This window comes from Mesorhizobium ciceri biovar biserrulae (genome assembly GCF_001618845.1).
In the GTDB taxonomy this organism is placed as follows: Bacteria; Pseudomonadota; Alphaproteobacteria; order Rhizobiales; family Rhizobiaceae; genus Mesorhizobium; species Mesorhizobium ciceri.
Window position 1 is genome coordinate 5,209,934 of sequence record NZ_CP015064.1, and the last position, 14,260, is coordinate 5,224,193.

Annotated in this window: 15 protein-coding genes; 11 read left to right on the plus strand and 4 right to left on the minus strand. The window is 63.8% G+C overall.

Annotation, left to right across the window (positions count from 1 at the left end; genetic code table 11):
- Positions 1-162: 162 nt before the first annotated feature.
- Genes A4R29_RS24510 through deoA form a run of 6 tightly spaced genes read left to right on the plus strand, consistent with a single transcriptional unit; the run spans position 163 to position 6,411 of the window.
- On the plus strand, positions 163-1,695 hold the full coding sequence (locus A4R29_RS24510; protein WP_013529633.1) for an ABC transporter ATP-binding protein: 1,533 nt from the start codon (positions 163-165) through the stop codon (positions 1,693-1,695).
- Positions 1,692-2,831 (plus strand): ABC transporter permease, encoded by a 1,140-nt coding sequence (locus A4R29_RS24515; protein ID WP_024502793.1) that lies wholly within the window; start codon positions 1,692-1,694, stop codon positions 2,829-2,831. Before A4R29_RS24510 ends, A4R29_RS24515 begins: the two co-directional genes overlap by 4 nt.
- A 1-nt stretch (position 2,832) precedes the next feature.
- Complete coding sequence (locus A4R29_RS24520; protein WP_013529631.1) at positions 2,833-3,804, plus strand: ABC transporter permease; 972 nt, start codon at positions 2,833-2,835, stop codon at positions 3,802-3,804.
- 55 nt (positions 3,805-3,859) lie between these two features.
- A complete protein-coding gene (cdd, locus tag A4R29_RS24525; RefSeq protein ID WP_013529630.1) occupies positions 3,860-4,252 on the plus strand; it encodes a cytidine deaminase in 393 nt (130 codons plus the stop codon).
- Between the two features lie 30 nt (positions 4,253-4,282).
- On the plus strand, positions 4,283-5,092 hold the full coding sequence (locus tag A4R29_RS24530) for a purine-nucleoside phosphorylase (protein WP_024502795.1): 810 nt from the start codon (positions 4,283-4,285) through the stop codon (positions 5,090-5,092).
- On the plus strand, positions 5,092-6,411 hold the full coding sequence (deoA, locus tag A4R29_RS24535; protein ID WP_063173083.1) for a thymidine phosphorylase: 1,320 nt from the start codon (positions 5,092-5,094) through the stop codon (positions 6,409-6,411). Before A4R29_RS24530 ends, deoA begins: the two co-directional genes overlap by 1 nt.
- 85 nt (positions 6,412-6,496) lie before the next feature.
- Here the strand turns inward: deoA and A4R29_RS24540 are convergent, their stop codons facing one another.
- The 3 genes from A4R29_RS24540 to A4R29_RS24550 all read right to left on the minus strand — a co-directional run bounded on the left by A4R29_RS24540 (position 6,497) and on the right by A4R29_RS24550 (position 9,034).
- The gene (locus A4R29_RS24540; RefSeq protein ID WP_024502797.1) at positions 6,497-7,060 is read right to left on the minus strand and encodes a TIGR02281 family clan AA aspartic protease; all 564 of its coding nucleotides are present in this window, start codon (positions 7,058-7,060) and stop codon (positions 6,497-6,499) included.
- A gap of 223 nt (positions 7,061-7,283) precedes the next feature.
- Positions 7,284-7,913 carry a uracil phosphoribosyltransferase gene (gene upp, locus A4R29_RS24545; RefSeq protein ID WP_013529626.1) on the minus strand — a complete coding sequence of 210 codons (630 nt, stop codon included), beginning with the start codon at positions 7,911-7,913 and terminating at the stop codon, positions 7,284-7,286.
- Positions 7,914-8,059: 146 nt separating this feature from the next.
- The gene (locus tag A4R29_RS24550) at positions 8,060-9,034 is read right to left on the minus strand and encodes an adenosine deaminase (RefSeq protein ID WP_027161351.1); all 975 of its coding nucleotides are present in this window, start codon (positions 9,032-9,034) and stop codon (positions 8,060-8,062) included.
- A gap of 134 nt (positions 9,035-9,168) precedes the next feature.
- Between A4R29_RS24550 and ubiE the strand changes: the two genes are divergently transcribed.
- The 5 genes from ubiE to coaBC all read left to right on the plus strand — a co-directional run bounded on the left by ubiE (position 9,169) and on the right by coaBC (position 13,582).
- Complete coding sequence (gene ubiE, locus A4R29_RS24555; protein ID WP_024502799.1) at positions 9,169-9,945, plus strand: bifunctional demethylmenaquinone methyltransferase/2-methoxy-6-polyprenyl-1,4-benzoquinol methylase UbiE; 777 nt, start codon at positions 9,169-9,171, stop codon at positions 9,943-9,945.
- A 70-nt stretch (positions 9,946-10,015) separates the two neighbouring features.
- A complete protein-coding gene (ubiB, locus tag A4R29_RS24560) occupies positions 10,016-11,590 on the plus strand; it encodes a 2-polyprenylphenol 6-hydroxylase (RefSeq protein WP_024502800.1) in 1,575 nt (524 codons plus the stop codon).
- Between the two features lie 80 nt (positions 11,591-11,670).
- A complete protein-coding gene (locus tag A4R29_RS24565) occupies positions 11,671-11,928 on the plus strand; it encodes a FitA-like ribbon-helix-helix domain-containing protein (RefSeq protein ID WP_027161350.1) in 258 nt (85 codons plus the stop codon).
- Positions 11,929-11,930: 2 nt separating this feature from the next.
- Complete coding sequence (locus A4R29_RS24570; protein WP_027161349.1) at positions 11,931-12,353, plus strand: type II toxin-antitoxin system VapC family toxin; 423 nt, start codon at positions 11,931-11,933, stop codon at positions 12,351-12,353.
- Positions 12,350-13,582, plus strand: a complete 1,233-nt coding sequence (coaBC, locus tag A4R29_RS24575; protein ID WP_024502802.1) for a bifunctional phosphopantothenoylcysteine decarboxylase/phosphopantothenate--cysteine ligase CoaBC — start codon at positions 12,350-12,352, stop codon at positions 13,580-13,582. The genes A4R29_RS24570 and coaBC overlap by 4 nt, the downstream gene beginning before the upstream one ends.
- An 85-nt stretch (positions 13,583-13,667) precedes the next feature.
- Here the strand turns inward: coaBC and A4R29_RS24580 are convergent, their stop codons facing one another.
- Positions 13,668-14,246, minus strand: coding sequence for an invasion associated locus B family protein (locus A4R29_RS24580; protein WP_027161348.1), 579 nt, complete (start codon positions 14,244-14,246; stop codon positions 13,668-13,670).
- Between the last annotated feature and the right edge of the window lie 14 nt (positions 14,247-14,260).

Sequence of the window (14,260 nt, forward strand, 5' to 3'; positions counted from 1 at the left end):
GGCTCCGTCATACTAGCGAATGTGAAGGCCCCGGCCACGTTGCAAATTGACAAGCGCACCGGGATTTGTCGAGAGTGAACCTGCTCCGCCAATTGGCACGGGCGGAGCGTCATGCTAGGCGTTTTGACCAAGCGATAAAAAAATAAGAGTGGGACAGGCTGCATGGCGCAAGCCGCAATCGAGTTGATCGGCATCAACAAGAGTTTTGGTGCGGTGCGCGCCAACCGGGACATCAATCTTGAGATCGGTCGCGGCACGATCCACGGCATTGTCGGCGAGAACGGCGCTGGCAAGTCGACGCTGATGTCGATCCTCTACGGCTTCTACCAGGCCGACAGCGGCGAGATCCGCGTTGGCGGCCAGCCGGCTTCGATCAAGACCCCCAATGACGCCATCGCGCTCGGCATCGGCATGGTGCATCAGCACTTCATGCTGGTCGACAATTTCACGGTGCTGGAGAACGTCATCCTCGGCGCCGAAAGCGATGCGCTCTTGAAGAAGAGCATCGCCAAGGCGCGCTCCGAACTGGAGCGGCTGGAGCGTGAATACGGGCTGGAAGTCGATCCCGATGCAATCATCGAGGAACTGCCGGTCGGCCTGCAGCAGCGTGTCGAGATCCTGAAGGCGCTCTATCGCGGCGCCGAGATCCTGATCCTCGACGAACCGACGGGCGTTTTGACGCCGGCCGAGGCCGACCATCTGTTCCGCATCCTTCGGCAGTTGAAGGACCAGGGCAAGACGGTGGTGCTGATCACCCACAAACTGCGCGAGATCATGGCCATCACCGACACGGTGTCGGTCATGCGCCAGGGCACGATGGTGGCGACGCGCGAGACCAGGAAGACGACTGTCGAGGAACTGGCCGAGCTGATGGTCGGCCGGCGCGTGCTCTTGCGGGTCGAGAAGGGCGAGGCAGAGGCCGGCGCCGTCAAGCTCGCAGTCAAGAACCTGACGGTCAGGGATACGCGCGGCGTCACCATGGTCGACGACATCTCCTTCGATATCAGGGCCGGCGAGATCGTCGGCATCGCCGGGGTCGCCGGCAACGGACAATCCGAACTGCTCGAGGCGATTTCCGGCATCAGGCGTGCCGTTTCCGGCTCGGTCATGCTGGATGGCAAGCCGATCGACCTGACCGGTGCCGCCGACCCCGGAGAGTTGCGCGACCGTGGCCTGGCGCATGTGCCGGAGGACCGCCATCACGTCGGGCTGGTGCTGGCCTTCGAGGAGAACGAGAATTCGATCCTCGGCTATCACGATGATCCCCGCTATTTGAAGGGGCCGTTCCTCAACATCGATGCCATCCGCAACGATGCCAGGGACAAGATCGCCAAATACGACATCCGCCCGGCCGACTGCCGGCTGAAGACCGCCAATTTCTCCGGCGGCAACCAGCAGAAGATCGTGCTGGCACGGGAGATGGAACAGGACCCGGGCGTGCTGATCGTCGGCCAGCCGACACGCGGCGTCGATGTCGGCGCCATCGAGTTCATCCACAAGCGCCTGATCGCCATGCGCGACCAGGGCAAGGCGGTGCTGGTGGTGTCGGTCGAGCTGGACGAGATCCGTTCGCTGTCCGACCGTATCCTGGTGATGTTTGCCGGCCGCATCGTCGGCGAGCGCGGCTCCGAAGCGACCGAGGGCGAGCTCGGCCTGCTGATGGCCGGCATCGAGCACCAGGAGGCAGCACTTTGAGCACGCCTTACGCCAAACTGCCGGCCTGGGCCGACTATGGCCTGATCCCGCTGATCAATCTGTTCGTCGCCTTCGTCGTCGCCGGCTTCGTCGTGCTTCTGGTCGGCGAGAATCCGTTGCGCGCCGCCGTCATCCTGGTCGAAGGCGCCTTCGGCAAAGGCACAGGCATCGCCTTCACCCTGTTTTATGCCACCACCTTCATCTTCACCGGGCTTTCGGTGGCGGTGGCCGCGCATTGCGGCCTGTTCAACATCGGCACCGAGGGGCAGGCCTACATCGCCGGCCTTGGCATCGCCATCGTCTGCCTGAGCTTCGACAGCACACTGCCATGGTGGCTGACCTTCCCGCTGGCGATCATTGCTGCGGCGGCGGTGGGCGCATTGTGGGCGCTTATCCCGGCCTATCTGCAGGCCAAGCGTGGCTCGCACATCGTCATCACCACCATCATGTTCAACTTCATCGCCGCCTCGATCATGGTTTACCTGCTGGTCGGCCCGTTGAAGCCAGCCGCCTCGCAAGCGCCGCAGACGCGCAACTTCCTCGCCGGCGCGGAACTGCCCAAACTCAACTGGATCATCGAGCTGTTCGGCGCCAAGATCCGTTCGGCGCCGCTCAACGTCACCTTCCTGCTGGCGCTGGTCATGGCCTTCCTGGTCTGGCTGCTGATCTGGCGCACCAAGCTCGGCTACGAGATGCGCACCTACGGTCACAGCCCGAAGGCGGCACGCTATGCCGGCATTTCCGAAACCCGCATCATCATCACCGCCATGATGATCTCGGGCGCACTGGCCGGCATGATGGCGCTCAATCCGGTGATGGGCGATCAGCACAATGTCGCCATCGACTTCGTTTCCGGCGCCGGCTTCGTCGGCATCGCCGTGGCACTGATGGGCCGCCTGCACCCTGTCGGCATCGTATTGGCGGCGGTCCTGTTCGGCATGCTCTACCAAGGCGGCGCCGAACTCGCCTTCGAGATGCCGGCAATCAGCCGCGACATGATCGTCATCATTCAAGGCCTGGTGATCCTGTTTGCCGGTGCCCTCGAGCACATGTTCCGGCCCTACATCCAGGCGCTGTTTGCCTCGTTCAGTCCGCGATCGGTCGGCATGGAAGCGGTCAAGGGGAAAGGTGCCTGAGATGGATGTGTTCAACGCGATCATCCAGACACTGGACTCCACCATCCGCCTCTCGGTGCCGCTGCTGCTTGCTTGCCTCGCCGGGCTCTATTCGGAACGCGCCGGCATCTTCGACATCGGCCTCGAAGGCAAGATGCTTGTCGGCGCCTTCGCCGGAGCGGCCGCAGCTTCCGTGTTCCATTCGGCCTTTCTCGGCCTCGGCATGGCGGTCGTGATCTCGGTCGCCTTCGCCATGATCCACGGCTTTGCCTCGATCACTCATCGCGGCAACCAGATCGTCTCCGGCGTGGCGATCAATTTCATCGCCGCCGGCTCGACCATCATCCTCGGCCAGGCCTGGTTCCAGCAGGGCGGGCGCACGCCGGCGCTGCAACCGGGCGAGCGCTTCGAGGCCATCACCTTGCCGGGCGCCGAGGCCATCCGCGACGTGCCGATCATCGGACCGATCTATGCCGAACTCCTGTCGGGCCACTCGATCCTGGTCTATCTTGCCTTCCTGATGGTGCCGTTCACCTGGTGGGTGCTGTTTCGCACCCGCTTCGGCCTGCGACTTCGCGCCGTCGGCGAGAACCCGGCCGCCGTCGACACCGCCGGCATCTCGGTCGCCTGGCTGCGCTACCGGGCGCTGATCTGCACCGGCATCCTCACCGGCATTGCCGGCGCCTACCTGTCGATGGTGCAAAATGGCGGCTTCGTGAAGGACATGACTGCCGGCAAGGGCTATATCGCGCTGGCAGCCTTGATCTTCGCCAAGTGGAAGCCGGTCAACGCCATGTTCGCCTGCCTGCTGTTTGGCTTCCTGGACGCGGCGTCGATCCGCCTGCAGGGATCCCCGCTGCCCATCATCGGCAAGGTGCCGGCGCAGTTCATGCAGGCGTTGCCCTACATCCTCACCGTCATCCTTCTCGCCGGCTTCATCGGCAAGGCAATCCCGCCACGCGCCGGCGGCGTGCCTTATGTCAAGGAACGTTGAGCGACGGGTCGGCTTTGCGCCGGGTTTTGAACACGATCATCGGAGAGAACGCTGAATGTCGCATGATCTGTTCGAGGCCGCCAAGGCCGCCATGGCCAAGGCCTACGCGCCCTATTCTAAGTTTCCGGTCGGCGCTGCCTTGCGCACCGAGGACGGTCGCGTCTTTACCGGCGCCAACATCGAAGTCGCCTCCTATCCGGAAGGCTGGTGCGCCGAGACCACGGCGCTCGGCCACTACATTATGGGCGGCGGCGGCAAGATCGTGGAAATCGCCGTGCTTGCCGAACGCATGGCCAAATGCTCGCCTTGCGGCGGCTGCCGCCAGCGGCTTGCCGAATTCTGCCGGCCGGAAACAAAGCTCTATCTCTGCGACAATGCGGGTGTGGCCGAAACCGTGACCATGGGCGACATGCTGCCTTACGGCTTCCGCGGCGATATTTTGAAATGAGCAACAGGCTCAAATGAACAGCTGGCAACGATGACGGAAAAAGCCCTGGATCATCTCGTCGAAAGGCTGGACGGCCTGGCGCCGGCCACGGCACTGGTGCTCGGCTCGGGCCTCGGCGGTCTGGTCGACCAGATCGAGGACCCGATCCGCATCTCCTATGCCGACCTGCCCGGCTTTCCCAGAAGCGGTGTCACCGGGCACGCCGGCGAAGTGGTGGCAGGGCTGTTTGCCGGCGTGCCGGTGCTGCTGTTGTCGGGCCGTGCCCATTACTATGAGCACGGCAACGCCGCGGCGATGCGGCCGGTGCTGGAAGTGCTTGCCGGCATCGGCATCACGAAACTGATCCTCACCAATGCCGCCGGCTCGGTCGATCCGGACATGCCGCCGGGCTCGGTGATGCTGATATCGGACCACATCAATTTCTCGGGCACCAACCCGCTGATCGGCGAACCAAGCGACCGGCGTTTCGTCGGCCTGACCGAAGCCTATGATGCCGGCATCCGCCAGGCCATCGAGCGGGCGGCAAAAGCGACCGGCACCACCCTGCACAAGGGCGTCTATATGTGGTTCTCCGGCCCATGCTTCGAAACGCCGGCCGAAATCCGCATGGCGCGCATCATGGGCGCCAATGCGGTCGGCATGTCGACCGTACCGGAGGTCATTCTCGCCCGCTTCCTCGGACTGCGCGTCGCCGCCTGTTCGGTCATCACCAATCTGGCGGCCGGCATGACCGGGGCCGAGCTTTCGCACCAGGAGACCAAGGACATGGCGCCGGTCGGCGGCGCGCGGCTGGCGACGATCCTGCAGCGCGTGTTCCGCGACGGACTGCTGGAGATCTGATGCTTCCCCAGGAAATCATCCGCCGCAAGCGCGATGGCCTCAGGCTGTCGGAGGAGGAGATCGCCGGCTTCGTCGCGGGCGTGACGTCAGGCGCCGTTACCGACGGCCAGGCCGGCGCCTTCGCCATGGCGGTGTTCTTCAACGGCATGAACCGCGACGAGGCCGTGGCGCTGACGCTGGCGATGCGCGATTCCGGCGATGTGCTCGACTGGTCGGACCTGCCAGGCCCGGTCACCGACAAGCATTCGACCGGCGGCGTCGGTGACAATGTCTCGCTGATGCTGGCGCCGATCGTCGCCGCCTGCGGCGCCTATGTGCCGATGATCTCGGGCCGTGGCCTTGGCCACACCGGCGGTACGCTGGACAAGATGGATGCCATCCCGGGCTACATCAGCCAGCCCGATGTCGCGCTGTTTCGCAAGGCGGTGCTCGAAACAGGCTGTGCCATCATCGGCCAGACCGCCGACCTCGCGCCCGCCGATCGACGACTCTATGCGATCCGCGACGTCTCCGGCACGGTCGAATCGGTGCCGCTGATCACCGCTTCGATCCTGTCGAAGAAGCTGGCGGCCGGGCTGCAATCGCTGGTGCTCGACGTCAAGGTCGGCAACGGCGCCTTCATGGAAAAATCGCGCGACGCCACCGCACTCGCCAACAGCCTGGTTGAGATCGCCAACGGCGCCGGACTGAAGGCCTCGGCGTTGATCACCGGCATGAACGAGCCGCTGGCGTCGGCCGCCGGCAACGCAGTCGAGGTGCGCAACGCCGTCGATTTCCTCACCGGCCGGTATCGTGACCGTCGGCTCGAAGATGTGACGCTGGCGCTGGCCGCCGAAATGCTGCAGTCGGCCGGGCTGGTGTCGTCCAACCAGGATGGCATGCGGCGCGCCACCGAGACGCTCGCCAGCGGCCGCGCCGCCGCCACTTTCGCACGCATGGTGGCCGCGCTTGGCGGCCCCGCCGATTTCATCGAGAAACCGGAAAAATATCTGCCTGCGGCGGCGACCGAACTTGCCGTCAAGGCGACCGCAAATGGCTTCGTCACCGGCATCGCCACCCGCGATATCGGGCTCGCCGTGGTCGGCCTGGGAGCTGGACGCACGCGGCCGGACGACCAGATCGACCCTGCGGTCGGCATCACCAGACTATTGCCGGTCGGTGCGGAGGTTGGGATCGGCGAGCCGCTGGCGCTGATCCATGCCCGCTCATCGGCCGATGCCGAGACCGCCGCGGCAACCGTGCTTTCGGCCTATATGGTCGGCGCCTCGAAGCCGCCCGCCGACAAGTCGGTCATCCGGCGGATTCTGCCGCGCGGCTAGAGCAATTCCAGGAAAAGTGTGAAACGGTTCTCCCCGGGAGAAAGCGCATAGCGCTTTCCCTTGGGAAATTGGAAAACGAATAGCCTTACTGGACGAGCAGCAGCGTGCCGTTCTCGACCTGGTATTTGTCGAGCCGGTTGAGGAAGCTCATGCCGATCAGATTGGTGCGCAGCGCCCTGTCGTCGAGCACGATGGTCTGGACGTCATTGACGGTGATGCTGCCGATCTGCAGGCGGTCGATCATGGCCACGGCCGCCTTGATGGTGCCGTTGGCGGTGTTGACCTCGCGGTTGAAGTCGGAAGCGTTCAGCGACAGGCCGATCCTGCGTGCCGTCGAAATGTTGATGGCGACCAATGTGGCGCCGGTGTCGATCATGCCGTCGACCTGACGTCCGTTGAGCTTGAAGGGTGACGAAAAATGCCCGCGTTCGTCTGCCGCGACGAGGACCTTGCGGCCCATCGGCAGCGGTGCCGCGGGCTTGTTGGGCACCGATGCCAGATTGACGTTCGGCTGGGCTTCGACCGCTTGTTTGCCCGGCACCGCCGACCTCAGCAGGTTTTCGACGAGTTGCGGATTCGACTGATACACAATCGGTATCGATGCCGATGTACCGGCGAAAACGGCGAGGATCAGAAGTTTGCGCAGCATGGATCGGCCTCGCCGCATGACCCCGAAAATCGGGAACGATTTTCGGAAAGGCTCATGCACAAAATCAAAGTGCTACAGCGTCCTTTGCGCGTCCGAAAGGACGCGCGGCGCTGTAGTGACAGCCGATCGTTAAGCCCGGATGGTGTTTGCCGCTTTAACGCGCGCCCAAACCGCGCCTTTGCGTAAATATTTGGTAAATCGTACCAGGCGACTTGGTCTGGTATTACTTGGTCCCGTACATGCGGTCGCCGGCGTCGCCGAGGCCGGGCATGATGTAGCCCTTCTCGTTGAGCTGGCGGTCGATCGAAGCGGTGAAGACGGGAACGTCCGGATGCGCCTTGATGAAGCGCTCGATGCCTTCGGGCGCCGCCAGCAGGCAAAGGAAACGGATGTTGGTGGCGCCGCGCTCTTTCAGCTTGTCGATCGCCGCGATCGCCGAATTGGCGGTGGCCAGCATCGGATCGACGACGATCACCAGCCGGTCGGCGAGGTCGCTCGGCGCCTTGAAGAAATATTCGACCGCCTCCAGCGTTTCGTGATCGCGGTAGAGACCGACATGGGCGACGCGCGCCGCCGGTACCAGGTCGAGCAGGCCTTCCAGCAAGCCGTTGCCGGCGCGCAGCACCGAGGCAAAGACCAGTTTCTTGCCCTCGAGCGTCGGCGCTTCCATCGTTTCCATCGGCGTTTCGATGGTCGTCGTCGTCAGTTCGAGATTGCGGGTGACCTCGTAGCCGAGCAGCAGCGAGATTTCGCGCAGCAGCCGGCGGAAGCCCGCCGTCGAGGTTTCCTTCTTGCGCATGATGGTCAGCTTGTGCTGGACAAGCGGGTGGTCGACGACGGTGACGCCCTGCATGGTGTTCTCCTGATGCCTGCGCCCGAAAATGCGCGCATCGCCCTTTCGGACGCGCCGCGCTTCAAGCTGCCTGGGCGAACCCTAGCGGCAATGCGCCGGCCAAGGAACCGCTTGGCCCGCACCGACCACAGCTTTGTCGGCGGAAATCAGCGTGCCGCGCTGTTCAACCGGGCAAGAAGTGCCGTCTTTGTCTTTCTATCGACGAAAGCGGCCTCGATGGCCGTTCTGGTGACGGCGGTCAGCGCCTTGTCGTTCATCGAGAAATGCTCGGTAGCGATATCGTATTCACGCTTGAGCGAGGTCCAGAAATAGGGCGGATCGTCGGAATTGAGCGTCACCTTGCAGCCTGCCGCCTGCAGGGCCGGAAACGGATGATCGGCGAAACTGTCGAACACCTTGAGCGCGATGTTGGAACCGGGGCAGCATTCCAGCACGACACCCTCGTCGGCGATGCGCCGGACGAGGTCCGGGTTCTCGATGGCGCGCACGCCATGGCCGATGCGGGACGGGCGGATGTGATCCAGCGCCGCCTGGACGGTCTCCCAGCCCGTCAGTTCGCCGGCATGGATGGTGATGCCGAGCCCGGCTTCGCGAGCGATCTCGAAAGCCCTGACATAGTCCTCCATATCACCGACCCGCTCATCGCCGGCAACGCCGAAACCGGTGACCAGCGGATGCCCGCAGCGCGCCGCGAAGCGCGCCGCCTGCTCGATCGACTCGACGCCGACATGGCGCACGCCGGTGACGATCATGCGGCCCTCGATGCCGGTCTTGGCCTTGGCGCGGGCCATGCCTTCGCCGAGCGCGTCGGTATAGGCCTTGGGCGACAGGCCGGCTTTTTTAGCGTGGTCCGGCGAGGTGAACACCTCGGAATAGATGGCGCCGTCGCGGGCAAGGCTGGTCAGATAGTGGTCGGCCAGCCGCGCATAGTCCTCCTCGGTCCGGAACAGATCGGCGGAAAAATCATAAGCCGCCAGGAAGGAGGTGAAATCGTGCCAGACGAAGGAGCCGTTCTGGATATAGGGCGAGGTGTCCTTGCCGTATTTCTGCGCCTGGCGGATGACGAGTTCGGGCGCCGCTGCCCCTTCGATGTGGCAGTGCAGTTCCGCTTTCAAAGGCATTCAATCATCCCGTCGGTCCGTCCAGGTCTCGAAAACCCGCCACCTGGAAGCGCGGCTGAACACCGCGCCTTAAACAATAGCGCCCGCACCATCGATCGGCTATGGTCCCGCCGGTTTTATGACGGATCAAAAAAATGTCAGTTGAGAGAACCACGGCCGCGGGCGGCATGGAAACCTCCTATGGTTTCAAGCGTGTAGGGGCTGGCGACAAGCAGTCCCTGGTCAACGATGTTTTCCACAAGGTCGCCAACCGCTACGACCTGATGAACGATCTGATGTCGGCCGGCCTGCACCGGCTGTGGAAGGACGCCATGGTCACCTGGCTCAATCCGCCTAAACGGGCGGGCTGGAAGGTGCTCGACGTTGCCGGAGGCACCGGCGACATTGCCTTTCGCATCGTCGATGCCAGCCACGGCAATGCCCATGCCACCGTGCTCGACATCAATGGCTCGATGCTGGCTGTCGGCCGCGACCGGGCCGAAAAGAAGGGCCTGTCCGGCAACACCGATTTCGTCGAGGCCAATGCCGAGGAACTGCCCTTCCCTGATGCCACATTCGATGCCTATACCATCGCTTTCGGCATCCGCAACGTACCGCGCATCGAGGTGGCCTTGGGCGAAGCGTTTCGCGTGCTGAAGCCCGGTGGGCGCTTCCTGTGCCTGGAATTTTCCGAGGTCGAGATGCCGCTGCTCGACAAGGCCTATGAAGCCTGGTCGTTCAACGCCATTCCAAAGATCGGCAAGATGGTCACCGGCGACGGCGAGCCCTATTCCTATCTGGTCGAATCGATCGCCAGGTTTCCCAACCAGCAGAACTTCACGACGATGATTTCCCGCGCCGGCTTCGACCGCGTTTCCTTCCGCAACTATTCCGGCGGTATTGCAGCACTTCATTCGGGCTGGAAGCTTTGAGGCCGGACCGCATTTCTCACAATCGACGCGTGCTATGCCGGTTCAAAGAGCCGGCAGGGTTGGCGCTGCCATGAGCAATGTCAGTGCAGGATTCCGGCTCGTAAGGGCCGGCTGGGTGCTGGTCCGCGAGGGTGTCGTCGCCGCTCTGCCGGGTGAGGAACTGTCCGGCCTGCCGAAGTTCGGCTGGCGGATGGCACGGCTGTTCACGCGCCGCCGCGCGCTGGCCTATGAGCGCAGCGACCGGCTGGCCAAAGCGGTCGTCCGGCTCGGTCCCTCCTATGTAAAGCTCGGCCAGTTCCTGGCGACGCGGCCCGACGTCGTCGGCAACGACATGGCGCTCGATCTCGCCATGTTGCAGGACAAGATGCACACCTTTCCGAAGGCCGAAGCCATAGCGGCCATCGAAGCCTCGCTCGGGCGCAAAGTCGGCGATCTCTACGCGCAATTCGGCGATCCGGTCGCCGCCGCCTCCATCGCCCAGGTCCATGCCGCCGATGCCATGCATGACGGCGTTGCCACCAAGGTGGCGGTCAAGGTGATCCGGCCCGGCGTGCGCCGCCGCTTCTTCCAGGATCTCGAAAGCTATTTCCTTGCCGCTCGCCTGCAGGAGAAATACATCCCCTCGTCCCGCCGGCTGCGGCCGGTCGAGGTCACCCAGACGCTGGCTCAGACCACCAAGATCGAGATGGATCTTCGCCTCGAGGCGGCGGCCCTCTCGGAGCTCGGTGAAAGCACCAGGCACGACCCCGGCTTTCGCGTGCCGTCCGTCGACTGGGAGCGTACCGGCCGCGACGTGTTGACCATGGAATGGGTCGACGGCGTCAAGATGAACGACATTGCCGGACTGGTCGCGGCGGGCCACGATCTGAAAACCATCGCCACCAACCTGATCCAGTCGTTCCTGCGCCACACGCTGCGCGACGGATTTTTCCACGCCGACATGCATCCGGGCAATTTGTTCGTCGAGGCGAACGGCACCATCGTCGCCGTCGATCTCGGCATTGCCGGCCGGCTCGGCAAGAAGGAGCGCCGCTTCCTCGCCGAAATCCTCTACGGCTTCATCACGCGCGACTATCTGCGCGTCGCTGAGGTCCATTTCGAGGCCGGCTATGTGCCGCGCCAGCACAATGTCGCGGCCTTCGCGCAGGCGATCCGGGCGATCGGCGAGCCGATCCATGGCCAGCCGGCCGAGACCATCTCGATGGCCAAGCTTCTGACGCTGCTGTTCGAGGTTACCGAGCTCTTCGACATGGCGACGCGGCCCGAACTGATCCTGCTGCAGAAGACCATGGTGGTGGTCGAGGGCGTGGCGCGCACGCTCGACCCGGCCTTCAACATGTGGAAGACTGCCGAGCCGGTGGTCGGCGACTGGATATCAGGCAATCTTGGGCCGCGTGGCATGATGATGGATGCGCGCGATGGCGCCAAGGCGCTGCTGACGCTGGCCCGCCAGGTGCCCGAGCTTGCGGCGCGCACTGACCGGCTGTCGCGCGAGATCGACCTGATGGCCGAGCATGGCCTGCGCTTCGACGAGACCACTGCCCACGCCATCGGCAAGGCCGAAGCGCGCTACAGCCGCTCCGGCCGCTGGGCACTCTGGGTGATCGCGCTGACGCTGGTCTATATCGCCTGGAAGATGATCTGAGTCTCGGTGACAGCAGTGCCGGCATTGCTATCATTGAAAGCAACGCTTTCATGGACTAGGTTGAGGTAAGGAGCAAAAACATGAGCACACTTACCATCCGCAATCTCGACACCTACGTGAAGCAGAAACTGCGTGAGCGAGCTGCCGTGAGGGGAGTCTCCATGGAAGAGGAAGCGCGTAGCGTTCTTGCCAAGAGTGTTCTTTCGGACGGTGTGGACCAAGACCCTCGGGGAGAGTCACTCTATGCCGCGATTCGTAGGCTGGTTGAGCCCCATGGCGGTTTCGATGTCGAGTTGCCGGAGCGCGGCCCTCCGCGCGAGCCACTGAAATTTGACTAACCATGTTCGTGCTGGATACGAATGTTATCTCGGAAACCTTCAAACCACGGCCGGATGCAGGGGTGGCTACCTGGATGGATAGCTCGCTCGCGACCCGCTCATATGTCACGGCGATGACCAAGGCAGAGCTGCTCGTTGGGCTTGCGAACATGCCGGACGGAACGCGTAAGGCTGCACTGGGTAGTGTCATCGGGGCCTTTTTCACCAAATGGCTCAAGACCCCAGTGCTCGCGTTCGGTGACCGCGAAGCCGAAGCATACGCGGAGATTGCTTCGAACAGACGATTTCTGGCACGTCCTATACGCGAATTTGACGCACAGATCGCCTCGGTTGCTCGCTCGCGGGGCTTTGCGGTGGTGACTAGAAATGTTGCTGACTTTTCCGATTGCGGTATCAGCATAGTCAATCCTTGGGAGGGTGCATGAGCCTCTCCGGCAAGCGCATCCTGCTCATCATCGGCGGCGGCATCGCCGCCTACAAAGCGCTGGATCTGATCCGCCGGCTGCGCGAGCGCGGGGCTGCGGTTCGGGTGGTCATGACATCGGCCGCGCAGGAATTCGTCACCACGCTGTCGGTCGGCGCGCTCTCCGCCGACCATGTTTTCACCGAGCTGTTCGACCGCAATGACGAACACGATGTCGGCCATATCAGGCTGTCGCGCGAGGCCGATCTGCTGGTGGTGGCGCCCGCCACCGCCGACCTGATGGCGAAGCTCGCAAACGGCCACGCCAACGATCTGGCCTCCACCGTGCTTGTCGCCACCGACAAGCCGGTGCTGATGGCGCCGGCCATGAATCCCAGAATGTGGGCGCATCCGGCCACCCGCCGCAACCGCGCGACGCTGCAGAAGGACGGCGTCACCTTCGTCGGTCCGGCAAGGGGCGAGATGGCCGAAAGCAATGAGACGGGCGAAGGCCGCATGGCCGAGCCGCTGGAGATCGTTGCCGCGGTCGAGGCGCTGCTCGATGTCGGCCCCAGGCCGCTGTCGGGGCGCAAGATCATCGTCACCTCCGGCCCGACCCATGAGCCGATCGACCCGGTGCGCTACATCGCCAACCGCTCGTCCGGCAAGCAGGGCCATGCCATCGCGGCAGCACTGGCCAGGCTCGGCGCCGATGTGCGCCTCGTCTCCGGCCCTGTCGGCATCGCCGATCCCCCCGGAGTGAAGACCATTCACGTCGAGCGTGCGCAGGAGATGCGCGACGCGGTGGAACGGCTCTTGCCCGCAGATGCGGCGGTGTTCGTCGCCGCCGTGGCCGACTGGCGCACCGAGAACTCGGCCGGTGAGAAGATCAAGAAGGTCGCGGGCGAAGGGCCGCCGGTGCTGCGCATGGTCGAGAATCCCGACATTCTCGCCGGCGTCGGCCATCACAGCCAGCGACCCGGCCTGGTTATCGGCTTCGCCGCCGAGACACAGGATCTCCTGCGCAACGCCGAGGCCAAGCTCAAGAAGAAAGGCGCCGATCTCATCGTTGCCAACGACGTGTCGCAGGGAAGCGGCGTCGGCTCTTCGGGCGTGATGGGCGGCGATCGCAACCGGGTGCGGATCGTGTCAAAGGCCGGTGTCGAGGAATGGCCGGAGATGAGCAAGGACGAAGTGGCGGCTCGGCTTGCCGCCCTGATCGCCGAACGGCTTAAAACAATCGTCGTTTGACTGAAAGATGTTCTGCTGCAGTGACGCACCGCCCTGCCGCGAGACTGCGTTCAGGCGGCGCGCGCTTTAAGTCCTGCGGCTCACATCAATTGGTCAAAAGCTCCGCGGTTCGGGCAAGTGCGCCGGCGAAGCCGTTGAGCGGAATGGAAAAGCTCACCGCTTGTCCGGTGTCTGCCGCGAAAGCGTCGATCTTCAGCGTGGTGCCTGATTTCAGCAGCGGCGTGACAGTCGCATCGAACATCACCGGCACCAGACAGCCGACGACCTGGCAGGTGTTGAACGCCAGGCTGCCGTCCAGCTTCTGATCGTCGATGGTCAGGCTCACCCCCTTGGCCAGCGCCAGGCCGAACGGCAGCGCAAGCGTTCCCGTGGCATCCTCGCCGGTCTTGCTCGACAGCTCGATCGCCAGCAGGCGCTGATTGTTTTGCTTGTTGAATTGCTGATGCGACAGGCTGCAGGTTTTGGTCGCGCCTGATATCTGGCAATTGACCGTCCAGTCGCCGTGGGTTTCGGACAGTGCCGACGCGCCACCGGGCAACTGCGGCGCATCGGCGGCAGCCGGTGCCGCGACCGCCTTGTCGCTCTTGGTTTGCGCCGCCACGGCCGGCACACCGACGGTGCAGGCAACACCCAGCATCGCCAAGAAATACGCGAACTTCCTCATCAAGACCCCTCCCG